Raw genomic sequence first — 25,004 nt, forward strand, 5'->3', positions numbered from 1 at the left:
GGGCCGCTGCGGCGCGGGGCGGACCGGGGGCGGCGTGGGAGTCGGGGGGGCGGCGGGGGTCATGGGTCCTCCGGGGGTGGGTTCACGAAAGCGGCGGCGGACCGTCCGGTCTCCAGCGCGGGTAGGTAGAACAGCAGGTCCAGCTGCGGCGGTTTCACGCCCTGGGTGCGCAGCAACGCGGCGATCTGCGCCGTGTGCCGCACCTCGTGCAGCAGGACGTGCCAGATCAGGCCGTCCAGGGTGAACTGGCGGTGCCCCTCGGGCCAGTCGTCCAGCGTGACGGTGCGTTCCAGGTCGGCGGCCGTCAGGGTCTTCAGGTACGCGCGGGTGTCCGCCTCGACCGCCTGCCAGTACGCGGCGATGGCGTCCAGACCGAGGGTCGTATCAGGCGCCGCCGCGCCCGCCCGGACGTCCGGGAAGCGGTCCTGCACCATCGGGAGGCCCTGGAAGTCCCCGTGGATCCAGCCGTCCTCGACCTCGGCGGTGTGGATCAGCAGGTCGAGGATGGAGTGGAACCGCTCGCCGCGCAGCAGCGGCAACCGCAGCACGTCGTCCGGCGCGGCGCGCAGCGTGCCCAGCAGGTCGCGCCGCGCCCGGGTCAGGTGGTCGTACAGCGTGGCGGGGTTCATGGTTCAACGCTCGTGGAAGGCGGGCGGTTCGATCCCCAGGGCGCGCAGGGAGACGTACCCCTGGGCGCGGTGGTGGATTTCGTTGTCCACGGCGTAGATCGCGGCGACCCAGCCGGGCATCTCGCCCCAGGGCAGGGCGTGCATCTGGTTGAAGAAGGCGGGGTCGGTGTGCGGGCCGTGTTCGGCCAGTTCGGCGCTCACGGCGTCCCAGACAGCCAGCAGGTCGACCTTCGTGCCAGGGCCGGCGGTCCAGTCGGGTTCGGTCCACCCGCCGGTCCGCAGGGCGGTGACGGTCATGGCGTCCACGAGGTGGATCTCGGTGGCCTGCGCGCCGAAGGGCCGCATGCCGCCCAGGCTGAAGGTGAACAGCTGATCGTCGGGGAAGGCCTCGATGACGCGGCGGGTCAGGTCGCGGTGGCCCTGCCAGTGGGCGATGAAGTCGGGGATGGACAGCGCGGGCGACAGGGCAGCGGCGGACTCGGCAGCGGGTGCGGTCATGGTGGAACCTCCTGGGGTTGAATCTGTCTCCAGCATAATCCGGATTCCCGTCAGAACGTGACGCTTATTCCGATTACCATTGGGACATGTACGACCCGAGCATGCGGGTACTGACCGTGCTGGAACTCCTGCAGGCGCACGAGGAGGTCAGCGGCGCCGAACTGGCCCGCCGCCTGGAAGTCAGCCCCCGCACCGTGCAGCGCTACGTGGCCCGTCTTCAAGACCTCGGCATTCCCGTCGAGGGCCGCCGGGGCGTGGGCGGCGCATACCGCCTGAAGGCCGGGTTCCGCCTGCCCCCGCTGATGTTCACGCCCGAGGAGGCGCTGGCCGCCGCGCTGGGACTGCGGACCCTGCGGCACCTGGGCCTGCACGCCCTGGCCCCCGCCGCGCAGGGCGCCAGCGCCAAACTGTCGCGCAGCCTCCCGCACGACCTGCGCGCCGACATGCTGGCCCTGGAAGGCAGCGTGCAGTTCGACACCGGCCCCTGGGTGGCCCCCACCGACGCGCAGTTGCTCGCGGCGCTGCTGCGGGCCGTGCGCGACGCCTGCACCGTCACCTTCACGTACGCCGCCCCCGACGCCCCCGAGACGCGGCGGGACGCGGACGTTCACCGGGTGGTGCATCTGGAGGGGCGCTGGTATGCGGTCGCGGACTGCCACCTGCGCGGGGCGCGACGTTCGTTCCGGCTGGACCGCATGAGCGCCCTGAGCGTGCAGGACCGCCACTTCAGGCGGGAAGCGGACCTCGACGCCGCCGCGTACCTGCGCTCCACGCTGCGCGCCCCGAAACCCACCCACGCCATCAGCGTGTGGCTGGACTGCCCCCCGGAGGACCTGCGCGGCCGGGTGTCCACCTGGGGCACCGAACTGCGCCCAGACGCCCACGGCACGCGCCTGACCACCACCCGCGAGGGCCTGAGCGGCTTCGCGGCGTTCCTGCTGGGCCTGGACTGCTCCTTCCGGGTGGACAGCCCGCCCGAACTGCGCGCCGAGTTCGCCCGGCTGGCCGAGCGCTGCGCCGCGCACGCCGGCCCGGCTCCTGCCAGCCCTGCGTACACTGGGGCATGACCACGCCCACCAACGAGGAACTGGCGCAGGGCCGGGCGTACACGGCCCCCGGCATCACGGTCTACTACGACGCGCGGCGCTGCCTGCACGTCGCCAGCTGCGTACGTGGCCTGCCCGGCGTGTTCGACCCGGCGGCCCGCCCGTGGATTCAGCCCGCGAACGCCGGTGCCGATGCGGTCGCGGCGGTCGTCCGCACCTGCCCCACCGGGGCGCTGCACTACGTCCTGGAAGGACAGGAGGCCGAGATGCCCGACGAGACCACCACCATCACCCCCAGCCCCGACGGCCCGCTGATGATCCGGGGCAACCTCGTGATCGACACGCCGCAGGGCGAGCAGCGCGAGGTACGCGCCGCGCTGTGCCGCTGCGGCCACAGCGGGAACAAACCCTACTGCGACGGCACGCACGCGACCGTCGGCTGGACCAGCGCGCCCGATCCCTCGTAGCGCGGCGGGACAGAACTGCGCGCAGCAGACGTACACTACGCTATGACTGACTCAACGCTGAATGCCGTGAACATTCCCGACCTGATCCGCAAGAAACGCGACGGCGAGGAACACACCCGCCAGGAACTGGAACAACTCGTGCTGGGCTACACGCGCGGCGACGTGCCGGACTACCAGATGAGCGCGTGGCTGATGGCCGTGTTCCTGCGCGGCATGGCCGAACAGGAAACCGCCGACCTGACCATGGTCATGGCCGAGAGCGGCGACCTGATGAACCTCGGGGACCTGCCGCGCACGGTGGACAAGCACTCCACCGGCGGCGTGGGCGACAAGACCAGCCTGATCCTGACGCCCATGCTGGCCGCACTGGGCCAGACGGTCGCCAAGATGAGCGGGCGCGGGCTGGCGCACACCGGCGGCACCATCGACAAGCTGGAAAGCATTCCCGGCTGGACCAGCGAACTCGACGAGGACCGCTTCATCGCGCAGGCCCGCGAGATCGGCCTCGCGCTCGTGGGCCAGAGCAAGGACCTCGCCCCGGCCGACGGGAAACTGTACGCGCTGCGGGACGTGACCGCCACCGTGGACTGCCTGCCACTGATCGCCAGCTCGATCATGAGCAAGAAACTCGCGTCCGGCGCGCACACGGTCGTGCTGGACGTGAAGGTGGGCGCCGGGGCGTTCATGCGCACCCTGGACGCCGGGCGCGGACTGGCCCGCGCGATGGTGGACATCGGCACCCGCGCCGGACGGCAGGTGCGCGCCGTCCTGACCGACATGGACACCCCGCTGGGCCACATGGCCGGCAACTCCCTGGAAGTGCTGGAGGCCCTGGCGACCCTGCGCGGCGAGGGCCCGCAGGACCTGACCGAACTGTGCGTGGCGCTGGCCGTCGAGGCGCTGGCCGCCCAGGGCGAGGACGAAACGCAGGCGCGCGAGCGGGCGCTGGCGACCCTGCACGACGGGTCGGCCCTGGCGAAGTTCCGGGCGTTCATCGAGGCGCAGGGCGGCGACGCCACCTACGTGGACGACATCAGCAAATTCGACGTGGCGCCCGGCCGCGCCGACGTGACCGCCACCGAGTCCGGCTTCGTGGCGGGCATCGACGCCCTGAGCGTGGGCCGCGCCGTGCTGGCCCTCGGCGGGGGCCGCGAACGCAAGGGCGAGGCCATCGATCACGGCGTGGGCGTGGAGCTGCTGCGCAAGCCCGGCGAGGCCGTGCAGGCCGGCGACAGCGTGGTCCGCATCTACCACAGAGGCGGGCGCGGCCTGGACGTCGCGCAGCGCCTGCTGGCCGGGGGCCTCAGCGTCAGCGCGCAGGCGCCTGCCCCGGACGACCTGATCCTCGACCGCGTGTTCTGAACGGCGTTGAAAGTCGAAAGTTGATGGTTGATGGAAGGGAACCCCTCTCCATCGACCATCAACTTTTGACCATCACCGCCCCTACGGAACGCGTAGGGCCTTGCAGTTCTCGCCGGGTGGGCTGTCCGGGGCGTCGCTGGCGACCACGACGCGTTCGTTCTTGCCCACGAATCCCCGGCAGCGGGCCAGGGCGCGCAGGTACTCGGGGTCCTGGCTGGCCCTGACGGCGTCCCTGAGGATCTGCACGTCGCGTTCCAGGGTCTCCACGCGCGCCTGGGTCTGGCGGGTCTCGGCACTCCAGGTGACGGTGCGGTACACCGAGTTGCCCAGCTGGAAGGTCAGTTGCACGATGCCCAGCGCGGCGAGCAGGCTGGCGACCATCATGGTCAGCGGCAGCCGTTGCAGGCGCTGGAGGTGCCGTTCGATGCGCTCCAGCCACGGTTCCCGCGCCGGGGGGACTGGGGGGGGCGGTGCGTCGGTCACGCGGGTCAGCATAGCGCGGCCCCCGGATGGGAGGCGTGAGAAACGGGCGGAGCGGGGCGCCCGGAAAGCTGCCGTCAGGGCGGTTCTCGCTGGCGGCGGCGGTGCGGTGGCGGTGCGGGGAACTGCTCTACACTGCGGGCATGACAGTGGCATCCGAGGTGGGGAGCGGCGCGGCCGCAGCGGGCGGCGGGCGCATTCCGGCGCTGAACTGGGGCGACGCGCACCGCACGGTGATCCAGTTGCGGTACGGCGACCTGGACGCCATGGGGCACGTGAACAACGCCCGCTACGCCGAGTTTCTGGAGGTGGCGCGCATGGACCTGTCGCGCGCGCTGGACCTGCGGGACGCCGACGACCGGTCGGTGCTGGCGCGGCTGGAACTGGATTACGTGCGGGACATCCGGCTGGGGCAGGAGGTCGTGATCGAGACGCTGATCGAGCGGCTGGGCCGCACCAGCTGGACGGGCGTGGCCCGCATCCTGGCGGATGGGGTGCCGTGCGCGTTCGCGCGGTCGGTGCAGGTGCGCGTGGATGATCAGGGCGCGCCGCTGGCCATTCCGGCCGGGTTTGCCGGGCGGGTCGCGCCGGTCATGGTGCGGGGGGCCGGGTCGTGAGCGCCGCCTACGAGGACCGGGCGCTGTACCAGGGGGACGTGTGGGTGCGGATCGACACCCTGCCGCGCATCATGGCGGAGGGCTGGCGGCGCAACCTGATGGACGGCGGGGTGGTCAGCGTGGTGCGCACGCCGTTCCAGTGGTCGATGGGCAGCCCCGTGATCGAGATCGAGACGGGCGGCTACCAGGGCGACGTGGGCCTGTACGTGCCCGAGGTGCAGCTCGCCGAGGCGCTGGCCCTGCTGGGCTTCGAACCCGAGGAAGCGGCGGACGGCGGGGACGTCACGGTGGGCGGCGCATCGGGCGAGGACTCCTCCGGAGACTGAGACGGACTCCGATGGAATGGGCTGCACAGCCCGCCGGGTCCGGGCGGAGGCGACCCGGAGAGCTACCGCGCACAGAAGGAGAGAAACGCCCCTTCGGACGTGGAGCTGGCAGGGGCGGTGAAGTTCCGGATTGTCGGCGAAGCGAACGGCAGTCCGTATGAATTCTGTCGGCCTGCAACCATAACTGGGGTGGGGGGCGGCGCGGTACAGTGAGCGGCGCAGCACTGACGTCCTTCACCTCCTCGTTCCGGCCGGGGGCCTGAACGGCAGCGGGAACCCCGACTGGAAGCGTTCCCAGCTGCGGCGCCCGCCCCCCGCCCAGATTTCACAGCAGACCCAGGAGCCCGCATGACCAATCCCTCCAACCCTGAACCCATCAGCATCGGCATCGACGTGGGCGGCACCAAGATCGCCAGCGGCGTCCTGCGTGGCGACGAACTGCTGAGCGCGCACGTGATCCCCACCCCGGAAACCGGCTGGGAAACCGTGCTGGACGCCATTGCCGGCGAGGTCCGCCGCCTTCAGGAGCGCCACCCGGAAGCCCGCCTGATCGGCGTGGGCATCCCCGGCCCGCTGAACGCCGACCGGACCCGCGTGAAGTTCGCACCGAACATCTACGGCTTCACCGACGTGCCGCTCGTGGACGGCCTGCGCGACCGCCTCGCGCAGCGCGTGGTCCTGGAAAACGACGCCAAGGCCGCCGCCCTCGCCGAGGCGCACCTGGGCGCGGCGCGCGGCACCGAGAGCAGCATCTACGTGACGGTCAGCACCGGCATCGGCGCCGGGATCGTCCTGAACGGCCGCATCTGGCGCGGCCGGCACGGCATCGCCGGCGAGATCGGGCACATCACGGCCCTGCCCGGCGGTCCGGTCAGCGGCGCGGGCCTGGACGGCGCGCTCGAGGCCGTCGCCAGCGGCACCGCCATCGCCCGCGACGCCAGCTTTGCTCTGAACCGCGACGTGAGCACCGCCGAGGCCTTCCAGCTGGCCCAGCAGGGCCACCCGGCCGCGCGACGCGTGGTCGCGCAGGCCGTCCGGCACATCGGGATCGCGCTGGCCGACCTGCAGAAGACCATCGACCCGGAAGTGTTCGTGCTGGGCGGCGGGGTCGCCAGCGTCGGGGATTACTTCTTCCATGGCGTGCAGGCCGCCGCCGACGAGTACGCGCAGGGCTTCGCGTCCGTCACGATCCGCCGCGCGCAGCTGGGCACGAACGCCGGCGTGATCGGCGCGGCCCTCGCGGCCCGGCACGGCTGAACCCATGACGCTCGTGGCGGCTGCCGAAGCCTTCGCGCGGCCGTTCTACGACGCCCCGGAGCGGGCGTACCACACCGCCGCGCACGTCCAGTCCCTGATCCGGGCGCTGGGCGGGCGCGGCGTGCTCACGCCGGAACTGGAACTGGCGGCGTGGGGGCACGACCTGATCTACGATCCGCGCGCCGCCGACAACGAGGAACGCAGCGCGGACGTGTTCAGCTCGTGGCTGGCCGCACAGAGAGCCGGTGGGGACGTGCAGGCGCAGGTGCGGGACCTGATTCTCGCCACGCGCCACACCACACCCCCGACCACGCGGGCCGGGGCGCTGTTCGTGGACGCGGACCTGGGCATCCTGGGCGCCGACCCCGACGACTTCGACGCCTACGACCGCGCCATCCGCGCCGAGTACGCGCACGTTCCGGACGGCGCCTACCGGGCGGGTCGCTCGGGGGTGCTGCGCGGTTTCCTGAGCCGCGAGCGGCTGTTCCTCACGCCGGAATTCGCGGCGCTGGACGCCCCGGCACGCCTCAATCTGCGCCGGGCTCTGGAGCGGCTGGCATAGACCCGGCCCTCCCTGGCAGTCCCAGTTCGGCCAGCAGCTCGGCGGTGTGCTGGCCGGGCGTGGGCGGCGCGCGGCGCACCGGCAGGGCCTCGCCACCAAAACGCCAGGGTGGGCTGGTCACGGTCGTCGCTCCCAGCGTGGGGTGCGGGACGGTCACGGCCACGCCACGCGCCTGCACGTGCGGGTCCGCGAACACCTCGGCCAGATCGTTCACGGGGCCACACGGCACGCCCGCACGTTCCAGGCGGTCCATGACCTCCTGCCGCGAGTAACGGGCCAGTCCGGGCAGCATCCGGGTGTCCAGGTCCGCGCGGTGCGTCACGCGGCCCTCGTTCGTGGCGAGGCGGGCGTCCGCACCCAGGTCCGTCAGGTCCAGCGCCTCGCAGAAGCGCCGCCACAGCGCGTCGTTCCCCACCGCCACGTTCACGAACCCGTCCGCGCAGGGGAACGTTCCGTACGGCACGATGGACCGGTGATCGTTCCCGGTGGGCGTGGGCACCTCCCCGGTCGCCAGGAAACGGCCCACCTGCGAACTGCCCAGCGCCACCACGCTCTCGAGCAGGTTCACGTCCACCCGCTCGCCGCGCCCGGTGCGTTCGCGGGCGTACAGCGCCGCCAGGATCGCCTGCGTGACCAGCGACCCCGCGAACACATCGGCCACCGCCACACCCACCCGCAGGGGCGGCCCGCCCGGCTCGCCGTTGTAACTCATCATGCCGCCCATGCCCTGCGCCACGACGTCGTACCCGGCCCGGTCCCGGTACGGGCCGTCCAGCCCGAAACCCGTGATGCTCGCGTAGATCAGGCGCGGGTGGGCGGCGCTCAGGGCCTCCCAGCCCAGGCCCAGGCGGTCCAGCGTGCCGGGCCGGAAGTTCTCGATCAGCACGTCACTCCCGGCGATCAGGCGGTGCGCGGCCTCCAGTCCGTCCGGGGTTTTCAGGTCCAGGGTCAGGCTGCGCTTGTTGCGGTTCACGCTCAGGAAGTAACTGCTCTCGCGGCCCCCCTCCCCCACCTGAAAGGGCGGCCCCCAGGCGCGCGTGTCGTCCCCGCCCGGCGGCTCGACCTTGATCACGTCCGCGCCCAGGTCGCCCAGCAGCATGGTGGCGAACGGCCCGGTCAGCACCCGCGTGAAATCCGCGATCCGCACGCCGCTCAGGGGCAGGGTGGAGGGGGTCACGGGCGTGAAGGGCAGGGCAGGAGTGTGGGCATACGGGCACCTCGGAAGGATCAGACGGGCGCAGCCACAGGGCAGCGGCGCGGCGGGAACAGGGTTGTGGTTGCCGCGCAGCATAGCGCGCCCGCACGCACAGCGCACAGAAAACCGCCCTCCGGGTGGGGGGCGGTCCGTGGAGCGCAGCTGTGGTGGAACGCAGTTGCGTCTTCGTACGGATCCCGTCTGTTTCGTCGTTCACCCGGCACAGCACCGGGTGATCGACTCCACGCCCGGCATCCGCCTTGCTCCAACTCGCGTCCGCTCGGGTTGAACGGTTTTGACAGACCATTCAACCGGAGTTGTTCTCAGTCGGCGGCGCTGCCGTGGTTTCCGGCCTGCGCGTTGGCCTTGTCCTTGGCGGCTTCGGCTTCCAGTTTCGCCTTGATCTTCTTCAGGGTGAAGCTGGCCTCGCGTTCGCGCTGGTCGAGCACCCCGCGGATGAAGCGGATGTCCTCCTGAATGCCCGGAATGCGGATCTGTTCCAGGGCGTTCACGCGGCGGCTGGTCTTCTTGATTTCCTCGCCGATGCGGCGCAGTTTCGTCTCGGTCGCGGCGACCTTGACGATGGCCTCCAGCACCCCGCCGAAGTCGGTGGCGGCCTGGATGGTGCGCGCGCCGACGTTGATGGGGCTGAACGTGGCGGCGTTGCGACGCTCCGGGATCTCGATCTTGGGGACCTTCACGCCGTAGATGCTCACGATCTGCATGTCGACGGCGTAGTCGCCGCTGCCGGCGAGGCTGAGGCTCTCGACGGCCTCGGGGCTGTCCCAGGCTTTCGCGCCGAACAGGCTGGTGTACGCGCCCTTGCTGACGCCGGCGAGTTCCTCGCGCGCGGCGAGGGCGTCCTTGACGAGCGCGAAGAACTCGCCGATGAGGGCGTCACGCTTGCGTTTCAGGAGGTCCGCGCCGCTCTGAGCGGTTTTCAGGCTGGCCTTGCTGGCCAGCATGGCGCTGCGGGTGGGGCTGATCTGTTCTGCCATAAGTATTCACCTCCCTGGTCGGTCGGTCATGACGGAAGGCGGGAAGTCCAGGCTGGGGGCCGGGCCGCCTTCCGTCAGGGGGTCACATGCGGTTGCCTTTCCACATCTCGTCCATCTTGGTGCCGTAGTACTTGTCGATGGAGTCCTTGCCGAGGCGGGTCAGCTGGCTCTGGGGCAGCTTGCTCAGGATGCCCCAGGCGACGGTGAGGCTGTCGTCGATGGAGCGGTCCTGGTTGCCCTGGCCGATGAAGTAGTTCTCGAAGTCGTCCGCGAAACGCAGGAACAGCTTGTCGGTTTCGCTCAGGGCGTCTTCACCGGTGATGGCGACCAGTTTGCGCAGGTCCAGGCCGTTGGCGTACGCGGCGAACAGCTGGTCCGAGACGTTCTTGTGGTCGGCGCGGGTCTTGCCCTTGCCGATGCCGTTGCCCTGAAGGCGGGACAGGCTGGGCAGGGGGTTGATCGGGGGGAACACGCCCTTGGCGTTCAGCGCGCGGTCCACCACGATCTGACCTTCGGTGATGTAACCGGTCAGGTCGGGGATGGGGTGCGTGATGTCGTCGTCGGGCATGGACAGGATCGGGATCTGCGTGACCGAGCCAGGCTTGCCGTCCACGACGCCGGCGCGCTCGTACAGGCTCGCAAGGTCGGTGTACATGTAACCGGGGAAGCCACGGCGACCGGGGATCTCTTCACGGGCGCCGCCGATTTCACGGAGGGCCTCGCAGTAGTTCGTCAGGTCGGTCAGGATCACCAGCACGTGGTAGCCGTGCTCGAAGGCCAGGTACTCGGCGGTGGTCAGGGCCATGCGGGGGGTCAGCAGACGCTCCACGGCGGGGTCGTCGGCCTTGTTCAGGAACAGCACGGAGCGGGCGAGCGCGCCGGTGCGTTCGAATTCCTGCGTGAAGAACGACACTTCGCGCTGGGTCAGGCCCATCGCGGCGAACACGACGGCGAAGTCACCCTCGTGGCCGGGCACCTTGGCCTGACGGGCGATCTGGGCGGCCAGTTCGTTGTGCGGCAGACCCGAGCCCGAGAAGATCGGGAGTTTCTGACCACGGATCAGGCTGGTGTTCACGTCGATGGTGCTGATGCCGGTCTGGATGAACTCCTCGGGCTTGGCGCGCGCGGCGGGGTTCATGGCCTGACCGTTGATGCTCAGGCGTTTCTCGGCGATCACCTCGGGCAGCCCGTCGATGGGGCGGCCCAGGCCGTCGAAGCGGCGGCCGATCATTTCCTTGCTGACGCCCAGGCGGGCCACGTCTTCGACGAGGCTGACGCTGGCGGTCGCGAGGTCCAGACCACGGGTCTCTTCGAACACCTGGATCACGGCGTTCTGGTCGGTCACGGAGATGACCTGACCGCCGCGCAGTTTGCCGCTGGCGTCCTTGATGTTCACGATGGCGCCGTACGCGAGGTCCGAGGCTGCGTTCACGAACAGCAGCGGCCCGGAGATGTACGCGACGTCGTTGTATTCCTTCTGGAGAAGGGTCACGCTTTCACTCCCTTGAAGGTGGTGTCGAGTTCGCTCAGCACGCCGTCGCGGTACGCGGCGAAGTCACCCTCGGCGGTGTAGCGGGCGCGGGCGAGTTTCTCGATGACGGGGCTCTGGACGATCTCGTCGATGGTCGCGCCGTCCTTGAGGGCCACTTCGGCCTGGTCGTAGAACTTCAGGAACATCTGCATCAGGCCGTAGTTCTTGGGCATGCTGGCGCTGGCGTCGACCGGATCGAAGCCGTTCTGCTGCAGGAAGTCCTGCCTCAGCATGCGGCCCGCCTCGATGATCAGGCGCTCGTTGTCCTGCAGGGCGTCGGGGCCGACGAGCTGCACGACTTCCTGCAGCGCCGCTTCCTGCTGCAGCAGGTTGCCGATGCGCTGGCGCAGTTCCGGGAAGTCCTCGCCGACGTTGGCGCGGTACCAGGAGTCCAGGATGGGCGTGAACAGGCTGTAGCTGCCGTTCCAGTTGATGGCGGGGAAGTGACGGCGGCGGGCGAGGCCGGCGTCCAGACGCCAGAAGGCCCCCGTGATACGCAGGGTGGCCTGCGTGACGGGCTCGGACATGTCACCGCCGGCGGGGCTGACCGCGCCGATCACGCTGACCGCACCGTCGTCGCCCGCGAGGGTCTTGACGGCCCCGGCGCGCTCGTAGAACGCGGCGAGCTTGGCGCCCAGGTAGGGCGGGTAGCCTTCTTCGGCGGGCATTTCTTCCAGGCGGCTGGAGATCTCGCGCAGCGCCTCGGCCCAGCGGCTGGTGGAGTCGGCCATCAGGGACACGGAGTAGCCCTGGTCGCGGAAGTACTCGGCCAGCGTGATGCCGGTGTAGACGCTCGCTTCACGGGCGGCCACGGGCATGTTGGACGTGTTGGCGATCAGGATGGTGCGGTGCATCAGGGGGCCGCCGGTCTTGGGGTCTTCCAGTTCCGGGAACTCGACCAGCACGTCCGTCATCTCGTTGCCGCGCTCGCCGCAACCGACGTACACGACGATGTCGGCGTTGCCGTACTTCGCCACGCTCTGCTGGGTCACGGTCTTGCCACTCCCGAAGGGACCGGGGATCGCGGCCGCGCCACCCATCACCAGGGGGAACAGGACGTCCAGAATGCGCATCCCGGTCAGGAACGGCAGGCTGGGGTCGAGTTTCTTGGCGACGGGACGGGGCGCACGCACGGGCCAGTAGTGGGCCATGCGCAGTTCGGTGCCGTCCTCGAGTTTCGCGATGGTGTCGTCGATGGTGTACTCACCGGCGGGCGCGATCCAGGCGAGCTTGCCGCTCTTGTCGGGGGGCGTCAGGACCTTGTGCGTGAAGGAGAACTCCGGCACGGTGCCCAGGATGGCGCTGCCCGTGACGGTGTCGCCGACCTGCACGCTGGGCGTGAAGCTCCACTTCTTGGTGCGGTCCAGGGAGGAGACCTCGATGCCGCGCGCGATGAAGTCGCCCGAGGCCTCGCGGATCTTGTCCAGGGGGCGCTGAATGCCGTCGTAGATGCCGTTCAGCATGCCCGGCCCGAGCTCGACGCTCAGGGGCAGGCCGGTGGTTTCCACGGGCTCACCGACGGTCAGGCCGCTGGTGTCCTCGTACACCTGCACGAAGGCGGTGTTGCCGTCGAGGCGGATGATCTCGCCCACGAGGCGTTCGGTGCCCACGCGCACGATGTCGTACATCTTCGCGCCGTACATGCCGTCAGCAATGACGGCCGGTCCGGCGATGCTCTGCACGACGCCAGTCTTGTTCTGCGTCATTTGGTACTCCTTGGGAGGGGCAGAAGGCGGAAGGCCGATGGCAGAAGGCCGCGAGCGAGAACGCTCGAGCTTCTTCTGTGTTGTTGCCATCTGCTATCTGCCATCTGCCTTCAACCTCCGTTTTACAGTTTGATGTCGAAGCCGATGGTGTCGCGCACCAGCTTGCCCATGTAGGCCTTGGCGTCGACGGTGTCCGGGTTGAACGCGTCGCGCAGGCTGGGGATGGGCAGCAGGATCGGCAGGTCGCGGCCCCGCATGACGCGGGCGGTGGCGGTGACGGGATCGGCGATCAGGCCGGTGTCCACGGCGATCAGGCCGTAGGTGCCGCTGACGATCACGCGTTCCAGTTCGGCCACGGCCGTCTCGGCGGTCGCCTCGATCACCTCGGCGCCCGCGAGGCGGTAGCCGGTGGCGGTCTCGGCGTCGCTGAGTACGGCGACACGCTGGGTGGAGGTGCTTTTGGTCATGCCTGCACCTCGCGGCGGATCTGATCGGTGGGCAGGTCGTAGAACTTGCCGCGGCCGATCAGGCGCAGTTTGGCGATCTCGATTTCCTTGCGGCGCAGGAAGTCGAGGATGATACCCACGCCTTCGGGGTCACCGGCGGCGATGCTGCGCGCGGCGGTGTCCAGGGCGACGCGGGCGGCGACCTCGGCGTCTTCCAGGGTGGGAGCTTCGAGAATCGCGGCGACGTCGCTCAGGCCGCTGGCGTCGCCCCCGGCGAGGCGGGCGTAGCCGGCCGCGTCGAGTTTCCCGCCGGCGACGAACAGGCTGGGTTCGAGCGGCTGACCGGCGCTGGAGCGGGCGATCAGGGCGTTGGTGATGTCGATCTCGCGGCTCAGGTAGCGGCGCAGGCTGGTGTCACGCGAGACTTTCAGCGCGTGCCGGTAGTAGCCCTGGTCCAGGGCCACTTCCAGGTCCAGCAGGCGGTTGCTGGCGGCGTAGGCCTGCACGCCGGCGCGCATGGCGGGGGCCAGCGGGTGCCCGCTGAGCGTGATGGCGGCTGCTGCGCTGGGCAGGTCGCTGCTCTGCGCGGCGGTCTGCAGGGCGCTGGCCTTGATGGTCCCGCCGGGGATCAGGCTCGCCAGGATGGCGTCTGCGCCCCGGCCGCCGGCCACGCCGCGCGCCACGGTCTTGAGGTTCACGAGGTCCCACTTCATCAGCAGGGCCTGAATCTCGCGTTTGGAGTCTCCCTCGGCGAAGCCCAGGACCTTCTGGGTGGTGTCGAACAGGTTGCGGCTGAGCGCGCGGTCCAGTTCGGGCAGACCGGCGGTCTCGTTGGTGGTGTCGCGCAGGTTCGCGGCGAGGTCGGTTTCGCTCAGGACCCGCAGGAACTCCTGGTAGCTGCCCGCCGCGAGCGCCGAGTCAAGCGAGCGTCCGTCGAGCAGTCTGGTCCGCATGATGCGGACGCGCGTGTTGATGTAAGCGTAGTCGTCGGGCATGTCGGTCCTTACTCGGCCAGCAGTCGGCTGATCTGCGGCGCGAGTTCACCGCGCACGCGGTCCAGTCGGCCGGTGAGGGTGTTCTGGATGCTGGACTTGCCGCCGGGGCCGACCAGGCGCACGCCGGTCTTGACCTGCTCGTTCACGCGGACGTCCAGGGTGCGGCCCAGCTGGGCCAGCGCCTGACGGACGGCGTCGTGTTCGTTCAGGCTGGCCTCGACCGCCTCGGCGTTGGGCAGGACCTGCAGGGCCTCGCTGATCAGCTTCGCCAGGATCATGGGGTATTCGGGCGAGGTGACGCTGGAGTGCAGGTACTGCTCGGAGACCTTGAAGGCCTGGGCCTGCAGGGTGTCGGAGGAGGTCAGGCGCTGGGCGTTGCTGTCCAGGTCGGCGGCGCTGCGGGCGCGGACGAGTTCCGCCTGCCGCTGGTTGGCCAGCTGGCGGGTGCGGCTCTCGACGAGCGTCCGGGCGCGTTCCTGGGCGCCGGCGACGATCTGCTCGGCGCGGGCCTGCGCGTCGGCGCGGATGCGCTCGATTTCGGCCTGGGCTTCGTTTTCGAGGAGCTTGTCGAGCGCCATATCAGATCAGGAACAGCGCAAGGAAGCCGAAGATGACCAGGGTTTCGGGCAGCAGGAAGTACAGCAGCAGGCCGCCGGCCTTGCTGGGGTCCTCGGCGACGGCGCCGACGAGGCTGGAGCCGATGCGGGCCTGGGCGATGCCGGTGCCGATGGCGCCGAGACCGAGGGCGAGGCCCTTACCGACGGCGATCAGGCCTTCCTGGCTGGAGTCAGAGGCGGCTTCGGCGGCTTCCTGGGCGAAACCGGTGCTGGCGAGGGCGAGGACGAGGGCAGCGACGGCGATCTTGTTGTACTGGGTCATGGTGAACACTCCTGGTTTATTTGACCTGCCCCTGGGTGGGGCTGAGGCGGCGAAGGGGGTTGTAACGGGGGCTGGTTTCGGTGTTGAAGCCGGTGGGGTTCAGGAACTCGACCATGTGCAGTCGGATGGGCTGCAGGATGTGGCCGATGAGGGTGAGGGCGAGAACGAAGAAGTGCAGGATCACGCCGACCAGCAGGCCCAGCAGCAGACCGAGGAAGCCGAGGCTCTCGTAGAGGCTCCAGCCCAGGTCGGTGCACAGCTTGGCGAGAATGGCGGACACGAGGCCCACGGCGAAGATTCGGGCGTAACTGACGACCGCGCCGCCCTGTGAGAGCAGTTCGATGGGCAGCAGCGGGAAGTGCTTGATGACGCGCAGCCAGCCGACGATGAACGCGGCGAAGCCCAGGAACATCAGCCAGACGCGGGGGTCGGCGAAGTTGCTGAGTGCGCCGAAGTCCTTGGCGGCGCGGCTGATGAAGGCCAGCAGCACCAGGGCACCGACGCCGCCGAACAGCGCGATGCCTTCCCAGGTGTGGACGGGGTCTTTGTGCTTGAGTCCCTGCTGGATACGGATCGCCCAGCCCCACAGGACCTGAAGGATGCCGAACAGCAGCGCGAACACCAGGGCGACGTTGCTGAAGTACTCGGTTTCCAGGCGGGGGAACACGATGGGCAGGAAGCCCTCGTAATACCCTTCCTTGGCCTTGTACGGGTCGACCGGGAAGGTCAGGCCGGTCCAGCCCCAGAGGCGGTCGAGCAGTTCCGGGTTGATGTAGAAGAAGTGCACGTGCTCAAGCAGGGTGCCGAAGAACTCGCCGGTGAGGAAGCCCCACACGATGGTCCAGGCGGCCATGACGTTCGTCACGAAGCCCAGGTCCTTGAGGGTGGCGGGCGGGATGTACGCACCCATGAAGCTCAGGTCCCAGCCCTCGTTGCGCCGGGCCTTGCCCAGCAGCCACAGGCCGAAGGCGAGGAACATCAGGCCGTACGCGATGTCGGCGATGATGATCCCGAAGAACAGCGGGAAGAACAGTGCCACGATCCAGGTGGGATCGAAACTGCCGTACTTGGGCGGCGACATCAGGCCCATGACGACCTGGAAGGGCCGCACGTAGCTGTTGTTCTTCAGTTCGACCGGCACGAGCGCGTCGTGGTGCTCGTCCACGGCGTGCAGTTCGTAGCTGACGGCGTCACCGAAGGGCGCCAGGGCCGCCGTGAGGGCGGCGGCGCGGTCCTGCGGCACGTAGCCCTGCAGCGCGAGGCTGTACTTGCCGCGTGCGGACACGGCGCGGACATCGTGCACGGCCACGCGGTCTTTCAGGACGTCGCGGATGGCGTACAGGACGGGCGCGTGCGTCTGGGCCAGCCGGTCGCGTTCGGTGTTCAGTTCGCGCTGGCGGGCTTCCCCGCTGCGGGCGATCTGTTCCATCTGCTCGGCTGCCTCGCTGAGGCTCAGGCGGTCGAAACGGCCCGGCAGGCGCAGCTCGCCGAGGCGGACGCGGCCCAGGGCGGCGCGCGCGGCGTCACGGTCACCGGTCAGGGTGGCGATCAGGCCCACGCGGTTCTGCCCGACCGTCTCGGTCGCCAGGGCGTGGCGGTCGCGCAGCGTCTCGTTCAGCGCGGCCTGCAACTCGGCGACGTTGTCGGTCGGCTGAAGCAGGAACGGCACGGTCGCCACGCGGCGGCTGCGGTCCAGCCCGCCGGCCAGGCGCGACAGGGCGCGCACGGCGTCACCGTAGGTGGCTTCGGCGTCCAGGTCGGCCTGGAATTCCTGACGCTGACGGGCGAGCGCGGCCACGGGAAGCGCGGCCTGCTCGATGGTGTCGGCCCAGGTGGTCTCGGCGGGCAGCGGGGCGGGAGCCGGGCGGTAGCTGCCCAGTTCCGCGAGGGTGCTTTCCACGCGGGCGAGCAGGCGCTCGTCCTCGCGGCGGCTCTGGGCGTCTGTGCCGGCCAGGGTCCCGGTGTTCAGTGGACCGCCCGTGATGGGCTTGAGGTGCAGCACCCCGGCGTTCTGCAGGGCCGCAATGACGGCGTCGCTGTCGCGTTTGCGCGTGGCGATCACGACCTGCTGCATGGGGTTGATCACGGAAGCACCGCCCTCATGATGGTGTCCACGGCCTGGCCCAGTTTGGCCTCGGCGCGGGCGCGGGTGGCCTGTGCCTGCTCCTGGGCGCTGGCGCTGGCCTGCGCGCGAATCTGCTGCACTTCGGCGCCGAGCGTCTGCTCGTGCTCGGTCTGCAGGGCTTTCGCGCGGGCTTCAGCTTCGCGGAGGATGCCGGCAGCTTCCGCCTCGGCTGCTTCCACGGTCGCCTGCGCCTGTGCGCGGGCCGCTTCGATCTGCGCGTCCAGCGCCGCTTCACGGCTGGCCAGTTCACTTAAGACTCGACTTGAGACGTCCAAAACTCACTCCTCCTTTCCCTTCGTGACTCAAGCACCCCGGTCAAGGCGCCCCATGAACGTCATGGGGTGTGGCGGGGGTGCGGTGAGTTTTGCGGTGGCCCGACCCTTTGTGATAATTGCGTCAGACTCGTAATCCATCCTAACACAGCCTTTTCGGGAATCCGGGAGGGCAAGCGTCCCTGCTGGGCCCGCCAACCGCCGGTCAGCACGCCGCGTTCCTGGCCGGGTGACGGCCCCGGAACAGGGGCCCCGGAACAGAGCGCGGCAGGACAAGGCCTGCCTTCCGGGGATGCGGTCGGAGGCAGGCAGACGTGGAGGGTCGTGGATTGTCAGGCCGGCCGCGCAGGGCCGCGTGGAGGGACAGGAAAGATCAGGTCAGGAAGGCGCTCAGGGGAGGGTGGGGATCAGTCGCCGCCGACGAACACCGGCGCGCCCAGGCCCGTCTCGTTCTCGCTGTAGCCCTGCTCGCTGTGGGCGGCGATGTCCATGCCCGTGACCTCCTGGCTGGCCGGGACGCGCAGCGGCGTGACCAGCGACACCAGTTTCAGCAGGATGAAGCTGCCCACCCCGGCGAAGGCGAGGCTCGCCACGACACTCACGATCTGCACGATCATCTGCTCGCCCACGGGCTTGCCGGCGCCGGTCGTCCAGGCGAGCGCGCCGGTCAGCAGGGCGCCCACAATGCCGGCCACGCCGTGGCAGGCGAACACGTCGAGGGAATCGTCGGCACGCAGGCGGTGCTTGAGCTGCACGGCCCAGTAGCTGGCGGTGGCGCCCAGCGCGCCGATCACCAGCGCGGCCCAGGGGCTCACGAAGGCGCAGGCGGGGGTGATGGCGACCAGACCCACGACCACGCCGGTCGCGGCGCCCACGGCGGTGGGTTTGCCGTTGCGGACGCTTTCCCAGACCAGCCAGGTCAGCATCGCGGCGGCCGGGGCGATCAGGGTGGTGATGAAGGCCAGCGCGGCGGTCTGACCGGCGCTCAGGGCGCTGCCGGCGTTGAAGCCCATCCAGCCGAACCACAGCAGCCCGGCGCCCAGCAGGACCAGCGGGACGTTGTGCGGCACGTGCGCCACGCGGGGGTGCCCCAGGCGCGGCCCGACCACGAACGCAGCGACCAGGGCGCTGATTCCGGCGCTGATGTGAATGACGGTGCCGCCCGCGAAGTCCAGCGCGCCGTCCTTGAACAGCCAGCCGTCGGCGCTCCAGACCCAGTGGGCCAGCGGCGAGTAGATCAGCAGGGTCCACAGGCCGCCGAACAGCACGAAGGCCCCGAAGCGCATGCGTTCCACGACCGCGCCGCTGATCAGGGCCAGCGCGATGATGGCGAACATCGCCTGGAACGCCGCGAACACGTACGTGGGGATGGTGCCGCTCAGGGCGCCGCTCAGGCCCTCGAGGCCCAGGTTGCCCAGGCCGCCGATCAGGGCGTTGCCGCCCTCGCCGAAGGCCAGGGTGTACCCGGCCAGCATCCACAGCACGCCGACGATCCCGATGGACACGAAGCTCATCATCATGGTGTTCAGGACGCTCTGGGCGCGGGTCAGGCCGCCGTAGAAGAACGCGAGGCCCGGCGTCATCAGCAGGACCAGCGCGGCGGACACCAGCATCCAGGCGGTGTCGCCGGTGTTCAGTTCGGGTTTGGCGTCCTGCGCGAGGGCCGCGCCGCCCAGCAGCAACGCGAGCGGCAGGGCCGCCTTCAGGGGGGTGGGGTGGGTCATGGTCGCTCCTTGATCGGGGCCGCTCAGGCGGGCGTGAGGCGGGTCTCGGTGACGGGGGTCAGCGCGGCGGCGTCCTGCTCGCCGGTGCGGATACGGACCACGCGTTCGAGCGGCTGGACGAAGATCTTGCCGTCGCCGACCTCGCCGGTCCGGGCGCCGCGGCACACGGCGTCGATGGCGGCCTGCACGAAGGGCTCGCTGACGGCCATGCGGACCTCGACCTTGTCGCGGAATTCCACCATGACGCGCGTGCCGCGGTAGTGCTCGACGATCTCCTGCTCGCCGCCGTGCCCACTGACGCGGGACAGCGTGATGCCGCTGATTCCGGCCTGGAACAGCGCTTCCTTGACCTGCTGGACCCTCTCGGGCCTGATGACAGCCGTGACGAGTTTCATGGTGTCTCCCTTTTCCGGTTCAATTTGCAGTTTTCGCATCCCTGCATACCCCGAGCTTAGAGACACATGTGCAGAATGTCAAAAGTTTTCTTGCGATTTGGCTAGATTTTTCTGCGCAGATTGCGTCATGTGTCCGCAAAACTGCATCCTGTTGCGGCGCGGCGCCTCACGCCCCCGGAGGAGCGGTTCTCCCCTCCCCCGCTCTGGCCGCCGGCGGGACAGAAGGCGGCGCGGCAGCCCCTGTGAAGGACTGCCGCGCCACTCTGATGTTCGCTGCTGCTTCTAACACGGATTCCGTTTGTTTCGCCGACAATCCGGAACTTCACCGGATTGCCAGCTCCACGTCCGGAACCCGTGTTGCTCCCACTCGCTTCGCTCGGGTTGAACGGGCTTTGCAGCCCATTCAACCGGAGTCCGTATTAGATCAGCCGGCGGGGCCTCAGCCGCAGCCAGAAGCGCACGCCCAGCACCGCGACCACGGCCAGCACCACAGCTCCCACGACCGGCGCGAACACCGCCAGCACGCTGAGCAGCACGCTCGTGCCGTCCTCGACGCCACTGACCACCGGGTTCCCCAGGCCGCCGGTCGTGGCGGTCGCCACCGGCCTGACCGCCGTGCGCGTGGCGTGGACGCCCCCGGCCACGATCAGGCCCAGCGCCATGCTGAGGGCCGGGGGCACGTCGGCCACGCCGGACTGCGCCGCGAACAGCACCGCGCCGGCCGCCGTGTTCACCACGCCGCCCAGCAGGTGCAGCGCGTGATCCACGCCCGGAATCTTGTCGCCCACGAAATCCAGCAGGCCCAGCACGCCGATGCCCACCAGCACCCAGGTGTTGCCCAGCAGGTCGAAGGGTTCGTTCAGGCCCAGCACGCCGAAGCGGGACAGCAGGCCCACCAGCAGCAGCGGCACGAAGGCGTTCAGACCCGCCGCGCCCGACAGGCCCAGCGAGGACAGCAGACCGGAGAGCAGTTCCATACGCCCCACAGTACGCGCCGCCGGAAGCGGCCGTTCCCACCCCCCCCACCTGCCGGTCCCACCGGGGGCCGGGGCGGTCCAGAGGGGGGGCGGGCCGCTGTCAGCGCAGGTAGGCGACCAGCAGGTCCACCCCGGCGCGCAGGTCGGCCTCGTGAACGGCCTCCACGACCGTGTGGATGTAACGGGTGGGGAGGCTGAGGGTCAGGGTGGGCACGCCGCCCCGGCTGCGCTGGATGGCCGCGCCGTCCGTGCCGCCCTGCGCCAGCACCTCCAGCTGCGCGGGAATGCCATTGGCCTGCGCCAGATCCCAGAAGCTATCGACGAGCGCGCGGTGCGAGATCATGCTCGAATCGAACACCTTGATGCCGATGCCGTCCCCGAGGCGGGTCACGGCGTCCTCGGCGGGCACGCCGGGCGTGTCCACGGCCAGCGTCACGTCCAGGCCGATGCCGACGGTGGGCTGCGCGCCGTACGCGGCGGTGATCGCGCCGCGCAGCCCGACCTCCTCCTGGGTGCTGAACACCGCGATCAGTTCGTGCCGCAGGTCCTGGCCGCGCAGGGCGCGCAGCGTCTCGAGCAGCAGGAACACGCTGGCGCGGTCGTCCATGGCCTTGCCGCACACCAGCCGCCCGACCCGGCGGGCCGACTGGTCCAGCGTGACCATGTCCCCGACCCGCACCTGCGCGCGGACCTCGTCGGCGCCCAGGCCCAGGTCGATGAAGAATTCCCGGACCTCCGGGATCTTCTTGCGTTCCTCGGGACTGGCGATGTGCACCGGCTTGCCGCCGGGCGTCAGGATGCCCGGCAGCGCCCCGCCGCGCGCGTGGACGGTCACGTTCCGCGCGAACAGGTTGCGGGTGTCGAAGCCGCCCAGCGCCTGCACCCGCAGGAAGCCCCGGTCGTCGATGAAGCGCACCAGGAAGCCGATCTCGTCCATGTGGGCGCTGATCATCACGCGCTCGGCCACCTCGCCCTTTTTCGGGGGGCGGGCAGCGCGGCGGGCGATCACGTTGCCCATGGCGTCCACGTGGACCTCGTCGGCCAGTCCTTCCAGTTCGGCCAGCACGAAGTCGCGCACGGCGTCCTCCTGTCCGGGCACGCCGGGCAGATTCGACAGGTGCATCAGCACGTCCAGGCGCAGCTCGGGGACGGAGGGGGCCTTCCTATCCTTCTTCCGGGTTTTCGACATGCCCGCCAGTATGCCCCGCCCCGCCCGGCGCGCTGACCGGCGCGGTCCCTGCTGACGGGACGGACGCCGGCACCACTTGGGGGGGGGCCGGTTTCGGAGGTGGGGGCGGGCGCAGGTCCGTGCCGTTGAACTGCCCCTGCGCCTCGGCCAGCCCGGACGCCGCCCAGACCTCCACGGCGTTCGCGCCCAGCCGCACCAGTTCGGTCAGGTCTTTCTTCTCCTCGTCGCGCCAGCGGCTCAGGACCCAGTCCGGCACCGCCCAGCCCGCCGGGGGACGTGAGATGCCGATCTTCAGGCGCGCGAAGGCCTCGTGCCCCAGCAGCCGGATGATGTCGCGCACGCCGTTCTGCCCGCCGTGCCGCCCGCCCATGCGGAGCTTCAGCAGCCCGAACGGACTGTCCAGGTCGTCCTGCGCGACCAGCAGGTCCGTGCCCTCCAGCTTGTAGAACGACATCAGCGGCGCGACCGCCCGGCCAGACGCGTTCATGAACGTCAGCGGCTTGACCAGCAGCACCTTCTCGCCCGCGCCCGGCCCCAGGCGCACCTCGGCCACCTCGGCGTCCTTGCCTTCCCTGCGCCACGTCGCCCCGGCGCGGCGGGCGACCTCGTCGACGACCAGCCAGCCCACGTTATGCCGCGTCTGCGCGTACCCACTGCCCGGATTGCCCAGGCCAACCACCAGTTTCACGGGCGGCTCAGGCTTCCAGGCTGTGCAGGATCTCGCGCCACTTCGCCTCGGTCTCGCGGACGCGCAGGTCCGTGCGGGCGCGGTTGTACCCGCCCCGGAACTCCGCGAAGCGCGTGTCGGTCTCGGCGAACAGCAGGCCCAGCGCCTGACGGATGTCGGTCACGTTCCGTTCGGTCAGGGTGGTGTCCTTGGCGTCCAGCACCTCGTCCAGCGTGGCCATCAGGCCCGACAGGGGCCGCAGCCACTGGAACTGCGGGTGGTTCATGACCAGCGAGTACAGCTCGAACGGCCCCCCGACCGGACCGTTCAGGAACTCGTAGTCACTCTTGGCGAAGTCCAGCAGCGCGGAATGAAAATGCCGTAGCGCCGGGACCAGGGCAGTGAGTTTCGCGCGAACAGCAGCGTCAGTCATACCCCCAGCGTAGCAAGGCCCGCCCGGTCAGGCCGGGCTCCGGCTCGCATTCCCCCGATCCGGCCCCACGCGGGGCGCGCGGCGTGTCAGGATGAGCGGCATCCACCTTCAGTGTCCTGTCCCCGCTCCGGGCCACCCGCGGCTCCGGGCGACGGAGGCCCGTCATGAACCAGTTCCCACCGGACCCGGACGCGCCGGGACCGCCCGGCACTCCCAGTCTTCATCTGACCGTCGCCTTCTACCCGCCGCAGTACGCCGCCGAGGTGCGCGGCGCGCCGCTGGCCCGCCTGGACGCCCGGCTGCTGCACCTGCACGCCCGCACGCCGCTGACCACGCTGCGCGCCGTGCTGCACGACAGCGCCCGCCTGCTGGGCGCGCACCTGACGCTGCGCGGCGCGGCGCTGGACCTGCGCGCCGACCCCTGGAGCGGCGGCGGCACCCTGCGCGGCGAGACGCTGGCCGCCGCCCGCCACCACCTGATGCTGCCCGGCACGCCCCGCCCGCTGGCCCCCGCCGACCTGCGCGCCCTGACGGCCCGCTGGACGCACGGCACGCTGCTGCTCGTGCAGGGCGGACAGGTGACCGAGCAGCTGAACCTCGCGGACGAACTCGACCGCCTGACGCTGCACGGCGTCCTGCACGGCCCGCCCGGACCGGACACGCGCCTGCACGCGCACCGCCTGCGGCCCGGCGGGCAGCTGGAGCAGTGGCTGGCCACGCCGCGCCGCTGATCCGGCGATACCGACCGCTCAGAGCGGGTGGCAGCGGAGCGGCCGGGAGGGAAGCGGGGTCTTCGCCCCGTCTCCCCCGCCGGCCGCTCTGAGCGGTGACGACCTGCTTACAGACTGCCCTTGAGGGTGGTGGCGACCTTGAAACGCACCTTCTTCCCGGCGGGAATGGTGATGCGTTCGCTGGTGCCGGGTTTCACGCCGGTCCGGGCGGCGGTCTGGGCGATGCTGAGGGTTCCCAGGCCCGGCAGGCCGACGCTGTGGCCGCTGCGCAGCGCGTCGATCACGCAGTCGACCATGGTGCTGACCGCCTCGCCCGCCTGTTTCTTGTTCAGGGTGGTGCGGTCGGCGACCATGTCGATGATCTGCGTCTTGGCGATCTTCCCGGCGTCGGCAGGGACCGTCTCGGCCGGCGCGGCCTTGGCAGTCCGGGCGGCGGGACGGGTGGCGGGTTTCTTCGCGGCGGGCTTGCTGCTCTTGGCCATGCGGGAACCTCCGGGAACTGAATTGAGCGGTGAATTTTTGGCTCAAATGCACACTAACACACCATTGCCCCGCGTCAAGCGAAGAACGGCGACCCAGTCGGAGCGCAGCCTGCCCCGCCCCCGCTGCCGCGCCCTGAAAACCGCGACTGGATGAGAAAAATCCCACAGTCTGCTCCGGCACCCGCAGAGGGCACCCCCCCCAGATTCCCCCGGCGCCTTCCGGCTCCCGAACGCCGGGGCTCAGGGCGCGCGCAGGGCCAGCGTGCGGGTGCGGCCGGTCAGGGCGTCCAGGGTCCACAGGCGCCCGCGCAGCGGCTCACCGACGCCGCCCAGCAGCTTCAGAGCCTCCAGCGCCATCATGTTCCCCACCACCGCCGGGACCGGGCCGATCACGCCCGCCTCGTCGCAGGACAGGTCGTCGCCCGGATCGGGAAACACGTCACGCAGGCCCAGGCCAGGGCCGAACACGCTGACCATGCCGCTCGTGCCGCTGGCCGCCCCCCACACCCACTCGCGGCCCAGCGCCGCGCAGGTGTCGGCGATCAGGTACCGCGACCCGAAGTTGTCGGTGGCGTCCACGGTCAGGTCCGCGCCGCCCAGCAGGTCGCGGGCGTTCCCGGCGTCCAGGTGCGGGGCGGCCAGCGCCGTCACGAAGGGATTGACCGCCTGCGCCCGCGCGGCCGTCAGCGCCGCCTTGGGCCGCCCCACGTCGGCCTGCGTGAACTGCGTCTGGCGGTGCAGGTTGCTCAGGTCCACCGTGTCGCTGTCCGCGATGATCAGGCGGCCCACGCCCGCCCCGGCCAGCGCCAGCGCCACCGGCCCGCCCAGCCCGCCCGCCCCGACGATCAGGACCGTCGCGGCCCGCAGGCGCTCCTGCGCGCCGGCCTCCAGCCACTCGGGGACCAGCAGCTGCCGGGAGTACCGGCGCAGTTCGCTGCGGCCGGTCACGCGAGGAGGCGAGGCGGTGATCGGGTCGGTCATGCCCGGAGTGTAGTGCGGCCACGCCGCGCCGGCA

At 70.3% G+C, this 25,004-nt stretch carries 29 protein-coding genes; 8 read left to right on the forward strand and 21 right to left on the reverse strand.

Translation table 11 applies throughout. The annotated features are described in order from the left end of the window. Window positions 1–59 precede the first annotated feature (59 nt). Both CBQ26_RS18575 and CBQ26_RS18580 read right to left on the reverse strand, forming a co-directional pair. On the reverse strand, window positions 60–629 hold the full coding sequence (locus CBQ26_RS18575; RefSeq protein ID WP_088250116.1) for a DinB family protein: 570 nt from the start codon (window positions 627–629) through the stop codon (window positions 60–62). A 3-nt stretch (window positions 630–632) separates the two neighbouring features. Continuing rightward, entirely contained in the window at window positions 633–1,127 is a 495-nt protein-coding gene (locus tag CBQ26_RS18580; protein WP_229844350.1) for a DinB family protein, read from the reverse strand. A gap of 86 nt (window positions 1,128–1,213) precedes the next feature. Between CBQ26_RS18580 and CBQ26_RS18585 the strand changes: the two genes are divergently transcribed. The 3 genes from CBQ26_RS18585 to CBQ26_RS18595 are packed head-to-tail and all read left to right on the forward strand — an operon-like array spanning window position 1,214 to window position 4,002. Beyond that, complete coding sequence (locus tag CBQ26_RS18585; protein ID WP_088250118.1) at window positions 1,214–2,194, forward strand: helix-turn-helix transcriptional regulator; 981 nt, start codon at window positions 1,214–1,216, stop codon at window positions 2,192–2,194. Continuing rightward, window positions 2,191–2,640, forward strand: a complete 450-nt coding sequence (locus CBQ26_RS18590; RefSeq protein ID WP_088250119.1) for a (4Fe-4S)-binding protein — start codon at window positions 2,191–2,193, stop codon at window positions 2,638–2,640. The genes CBQ26_RS18585 and CBQ26_RS18590 overlap by 4 nt, the downstream gene beginning before the upstream one ends. Window positions 2,641–2,682: 42 nt before the next feature. Beyond that, a complete protein-coding gene (locus CBQ26_RS18595; protein ID WP_088250120.1) occupies window positions 2,683–4,002 on the forward strand; it encodes a thymidine phosphorylase in 1,320 nt (439 codons plus the stop codon). A gap of 81 nt (window positions 4,003–4,083) precedes the next feature. Here CBQ26_RS18595 and CBQ26_RS18600 read toward each other — a convergent pair whose 3' ends face one another. Next, window positions 4,084–4,485 carry a cell division protein FtsB gene (locus CBQ26_RS18600; protein ID WP_229844349.1) on the reverse strand — a complete coding sequence of 134 codons (402 nt, stop codon included), beginning with the start codon at window positions 4,483–4,485 and terminating at the stop codon, window positions 4,084–4,086. A gap of 140 nt (window positions 4,486–4,625) precedes the next feature. On the opposite strand from CBQ26_RS18600, the gene CBQ26_RS18605 reads away from it, so the two are divergent. From CBQ26_RS18605 to CBQ26_RS18620, 4 genes are all read left to right on the forward strand, one after another. Continuing rightward, window positions 4,626–5,099 carry an acyl-CoA thioesterase gene (locus CBQ26_RS18605; protein ID WP_088250122.1) on the forward strand — a complete coding sequence of 158 codons (474 nt, stop codon included), beginning with the start codon at window positions 4,626–4,628 and terminating at the stop codon, window positions 5,097–5,099. Continuing rightward, window positions 5,096–5,425 carry a hypothetical protein gene (locus CBQ26_RS18610; RefSeq protein ID WP_088250123.1) on the forward strand — a complete coding sequence of 110 codons (330 nt, stop codon included), beginning with the start codon at window positions 5,096–5,098 and terminating at the stop codon, window positions 5,423–5,425. Before CBQ26_RS18605 ends, CBQ26_RS18610 begins: the two co-directional genes overlap by 4 nt. 348 nt (window positions 5,426–5,773) lie before the next feature. Further along, window positions 5,774–6,682 carry an ROK family protein gene (locus tag CBQ26_RS18615; protein ID WP_088250124.1) on the forward strand — a complete coding sequence of 303 codons (909 nt, stop codon included), beginning with the start codon at window positions 5,774–5,776 and terminating at the stop codon, window positions 6,680–6,682. Window positions 6,683–6,686: 4 nt separating this feature from the next. Then, window positions 6,687–7,244 (forward strand): HD domain-containing protein, encoded by a 558-nt coding sequence (locus tag CBQ26_RS18620; protein WP_088250125.1) that lies wholly within the window; start codon window positions 6,687–6,689, stop codon window positions 7,242–7,244. Here the strand turns inward: CBQ26_RS18620 and CBQ26_RS18625 are convergent. From CBQ26_RS18625 to CBQ26_RS18700, 16 genes are all read right to left on the reverse strand, one after another. Beyond that, complete coding sequence (locus CBQ26_RS18625; protein ID WP_229844348.1) at window positions 7,210–8,421, reverse strand: CaiB/BaiF CoA transferase family protein; 1,212 nt, start codon at window positions 8,419–8,421, stop codon at window positions 7,210–7,212. The genes CBQ26_RS18620 and CBQ26_RS18625 overlap by 35 nt on opposite strands. A gap of 341 nt (window positions 8,422–8,762) precedes the next feature. Further along, on the reverse strand, window positions 8,763–9,437 hold the full coding sequence (locus CBQ26_RS18630; protein ID WP_088250127.1) for a V-type ATP synthase subunit D: 675 nt from the start codon (window positions 9,435–9,437) through the stop codon (window positions 8,763–8,765). Between the two features lie 82 nt (window positions 9,438–9,519). Beyond that, a complete protein-coding gene (locus CBQ26_RS18635) occupies window positions 9,520–10,929 on the reverse strand; it encodes a V-type ATP synthase subunit B (protein WP_088250128.1) in 1,410 nt (469 codons plus the stop codon). Then, a complete protein-coding gene (locus CBQ26_RS18640) occupies window positions 10,926–12,674 on the reverse strand; it encodes a V-type ATP synthase subunit A (protein ID WP_088250129.1) in 1,749 nt (582 codons plus the stop codon). Before CBQ26_RS18640 ends, CBQ26_RS18635 begins: the two co-directional genes overlap by 4 nt. A gap of 122 nt (window positions 12,675–12,796) precedes the next feature. Continuing rightward, the gene (locus CBQ26_RS18645; protein WP_088250130.1) at window positions 12,797–13,141 is read right to left on the reverse strand and encodes a V-type ATP synthase subunit F; all 345 of its coding nucleotides are present in this window, start codon (window positions 13,139–13,141) and stop codon (window positions 12,797–12,799) included. Continuing rightward, the gene (locus tag CBQ26_RS18650; RefSeq protein WP_088250131.1) at window positions 13,138–14,115 is read right to left on the reverse strand and encodes a V0D/AC39 family V-type ATPase subunit; all 978 of its coding nucleotides are present in this window, start codon (window positions 14,113–14,115) and stop codon (window positions 13,138–13,140) included. Before CBQ26_RS18650 ends, CBQ26_RS18645 begins: the two co-directional genes overlap by 4 nt. 8 nt (window positions 14,116–14,123) lie before the next feature. Beyond that, window positions 14,124–14,693: a V-type ATP synthase subunit E gene (locus tag CBQ26_RS18655; protein WP_088250132.1), complete on the reverse strand. Its 570-nt coding sequence runs from the start codon at window positions 14,691–14,693 to the stop codon at window positions 14,124–14,126. 1 nt (window position 14,694) lies between these two features. Further along, window positions 14,695–14,994, reverse strand: a complete 300-nt coding sequence (locus tag CBQ26_RS18660) for a V-type ATP synthase subunit K (protein ID WP_088250177.1) — start codon at window positions 14,992–14,994, stop codon at window positions 14,695–14,697. 16 nt (window positions 14,995–15,010) lie between these two features. Further along, window positions 15,011–17,080 carry a V-type ATP synthase subunit I gene (locus CBQ26_RS18665; RefSeq protein ID WP_088250133.1) on the reverse strand — a complete coding sequence of 690 codons (2,070 nt, stop codon included), beginning with the start codon at window positions 17,078–17,080 and terminating at the stop codon, window positions 15,011–15,013. After that, a complete protein-coding gene (locus tag CBQ26_RS18670; RefSeq protein ID WP_088250134.1) occupies window positions 17,077–17,394 on the reverse strand; it encodes a V-type ATPase subunit subunit G family protein in 318 nt (105 codons plus the stop codon). Before CBQ26_RS18670 ends, CBQ26_RS18665 begins: the two co-directional genes overlap by 4 nt. A 404-nt stretch (window positions 17,395–17,798) precedes the next feature. Continuing rightward, window positions 17,799–19,115: an ammonium transporter gene (locus tag CBQ26_RS18675; protein WP_088250135.1), complete on the reverse strand. Its 1,317-nt coding sequence runs from the start codon at window positions 19,113–19,115 to the stop codon at window positions 17,799–17,801. A 23-nt stretch (window positions 19,116–19,138) separates the two neighbouring features. Next, the gene (locus CBQ26_RS18680) at window positions 19,139–19,510 is read right to left on the reverse strand and encodes a P-II family nitrogen regulator (protein ID WP_078301225.1); all 372 of its coding nucleotides are present in this window, start codon (window positions 19,508–19,510) and stop codon (window positions 19,139–19,141) included. 419 nt (window positions 19,511–19,929) lie between these two features. Further along, a complete protein-coding gene (locus tag CBQ26_RS18685; RefSeq protein WP_088250137.1) occupies window positions 19,930–20,487 on the reverse strand; it encodes a DUF4126 domain-containing protein in 558 nt (185 codons plus the stop codon). A 100-nt stretch (window positions 20,488–20,587) separates the two neighbouring features. After that, window positions 20,588–21,676 (reverse strand): M42 family metallopeptidase, encoded by a 1,089-nt coding sequence (locus CBQ26_RS18690; RefSeq protein WP_229844347.1) that lies wholly within the window; start codon window positions 21,674–21,676, stop codon window positions 20,588–20,590. Beyond that, entirely contained in the window at window positions 21,651–22,364 is a 714-nt protein-coding gene (gene pth / locus CBQ26_RS18695) for an aminoacyl-tRNA hydrolase (RefSeq protein ID WP_088250138.1), read from the reverse strand. The genes CBQ26_RS18690 and pth overlap by 26 nt, the downstream gene beginning before the upstream one ends. 7 nt (window positions 22,365–22,371) lie before the next feature. Continuing rightward, window positions 22,372–22,776: a hypothetical protein gene (locus CBQ26_RS18700; protein ID WP_055362156.1), complete on the reverse strand. Its 405-nt coding sequence runs from the start codon at window positions 22,774–22,776 to the stop codon at window positions 22,372–22,374. 164 nt (window positions 22,777–22,940) lie between these two features. On the opposite strand from CBQ26_RS18700, the gene CBQ26_RS18705 reads away from it, so the two are divergent. After that, window positions 22,941–23,507 carry a hypothetical protein gene (locus tag CBQ26_RS18705; RefSeq protein WP_088250139.1) on the forward strand — a complete coding sequence of 189 codons (567 nt, stop codon included), beginning with the start codon at window positions 22,941–22,943 and terminating at the stop codon, window positions 23,505–23,507. 107 nt (window positions 23,508–23,614) lie between these two features. Here the strand turns inward: CBQ26_RS18705 and CBQ26_RS18710 are convergent, their stop codons facing one another. Together CBQ26_RS18710 and CBQ26_RS18715 are read right to left on the reverse strand one after the other, a co-directional pair. Then, window positions 23,615–23,989, reverse strand: a complete 375-nt coding sequence (locus CBQ26_RS18710) for an HU family DNA-binding protein (RefSeq protein WP_088250140.1) — start codon at window positions 23,987–23,989, stop codon at window positions 23,615–23,617. Between the two features lie 240 nt (window positions 23,990–24,229). Further along, entirely contained in the window at window positions 24,230–24,970 is a 741-nt protein-coding gene (locus tag CBQ26_RS18715; protein WP_088250141.1) for a HesA/MoeB/ThiF family protein, read from the reverse strand. Between the last annotated feature and the right edge of the window lie 34 nt (window positions 24,971–25,004).

The sequence above is a fragment of the Deinococcus indicus genome (genome assembly GCF_002198095.1).
Taxonomy (GTDB): domain Bacteria; phylum Deinococcota; class Deinococci; order Deinococcales; family Deinococcaceae; genus Deinococcus; species Deinococcus caeni.

Excerpts from the sequence above, each read along its gene's own strand:
- CBQ26_RS18620 (WP_088250125.1), top strand. The coding sequence starts at position 6,687 with ATGACGCTCGTGGCGGCTGCCGAAGCCTTCGCGCGGCCGTTCTACGAC.
- CBQ26_RS18585 (WP_088250118.1), top strand. The coding sequence starts at position 1,214 with ATGTACGACCCGAGCATGCGGGTACTGACCGTGCTGGAACTCCTGCAG.
- CBQ26_RS18710 (WP_088250140.1), bottom strand. The coding sequence starts at position 23,989 with ATGGCCAAGAGCAGCAAGCCCGCCGCGAAGAAACCCGCCACCCGTCCC.
- CBQ26_RS18595 (WP_088250120.1), top strand. The coding sequence starts at position 2,683 with ATGACTGACTCAACGCTGAATGCCGTGAACATTCCCGACCTGATCCGC.
- CBQ26_RS18685 (WP_088250137.1), bottom strand. The coding sequence starts at position 20,487 with ATGGAACTGCTCTCCGGTCTGCTGTCCTCGCTGGGCCTGTCGGGCGCG.
- CBQ26_RS18580 (WP_229844350.1), bottom strand. The coding sequence starts at position 1,127 with ATGACCGCACCCGCTGCCGAGTCCGCCGCTGCCCTGTCGCCCGCGCTG.
- CBQ26_RS18715 (WP_088250141.1), bottom strand. The coding sequence starts at position 24,970 with ATGACCGACCCGATCACCGCCTCGCCTCCTCGCGTGACCGGCCGCAGC.
- CBQ26_RS18650 (WP_088250131.1), bottom strand. The coding sequence starts at position 14,115 with ATGCCCGACGACTACGCTTACATCAACACGCGCGTCCGCATCATGCGG.
- CBQ26_RS18690 (WP_229844347.1), bottom strand. The coding sequence starts at position 21,676 with ATGTCGAAAACCCGGAAGAAGGATAGGAAGGCCCCCTCCGTCCCCGAG.
- CBQ26_RS18705 (WP_088250139.1), top strand. The coding sequence starts at position 22,941 with ATGAACCAGTTCCCACCGGACCCGGACGCGCCGGGACCGCCCGGCACT.
- CBQ26_RS18660 (WP_088250177.1), bottom strand. The coding sequence starts at position 14,994 with ATGACCCAGTACAACAAGATCGCCGTCGCTGCCCTCGTCCTCGCCCTC.
- CBQ26_RS18680 (WP_078301225.1), bottom strand. The coding sequence starts at position 19,510 with ATGAAACTCGTCACGGCTGTCATCAGGCCCGAGAGGGTCCAGCAGGTC.
- CBQ26_RS18655 (WP_088250132.1), bottom strand. The coding sequence starts at position 14,693 with ATGGCGCTCGACAAGCTCCTCGAAAACGAAGCCCAGGCCGAAATCGAG.
- CBQ26_RS18645 (WP_088250130.1), bottom strand. The coding sequence starts at position 13,141 with ATGACCAAAAGCACCTCCACCCAGCGTGTCGCCGTACTCAGCGACGCC.
- CBQ26_RS18605 (WP_088250122.1), top strand. The coding sequence starts at position 4,626 with ATGACAGTGGCATCCGAGGTGGGGAGCGGCGCGGCCGCAGCGGGCGGC.
- CBQ26_RS18640 (WP_088250129.1), bottom strand. The coding sequence starts at position 12,674 with ATGACGCAGAACAAGACTGGCGTCGTGCAGAGCATCGCCGGACCGGCC.
- CBQ26_RS18675 (WP_088250135.1), bottom strand. The coding sequence starts at position 19,115 with ATGACCCACCCCACCCCCCTGAAGGCGGCCCTGCCGCTCGCGTTGCTG.
- CBQ26_RS18615 (WP_088250124.1), top strand. The coding sequence starts at position 5,774 with ATGACCAATCCCTCCAACCCTGAACCCATCAGCATCGGCATCGACGTG.
- CBQ26_RS18700 (WP_055362156.1), bottom strand. The coding sequence starts at position 22,776 with ATGACTGACGCTGCTGTTCGCGCGAAACTCACTGCCCTGGTCCCGGCG.
- CBQ26_RS18630 (WP_088250127.1), bottom strand. The coding sequence starts at position 9,437 with ATGGCAGAACAGATCAGCCCCACCCGCAGCGCCATGCTGGCCAGCAAG.
- CBQ26_RS18575 (WP_088250116.1), bottom strand. The coding sequence starts at position 629 with ATGAACCCCGCCACGCTGTACGACCACCTGACCCGGGCGCGGCGCGAC.
- CBQ26_RS18590 (WP_088250119.1), top strand. The coding sequence starts at position 2,191 with ATGACCACGCCCACCAACGAGGAACTGGCGCAGGGCCGGGCGTACACG.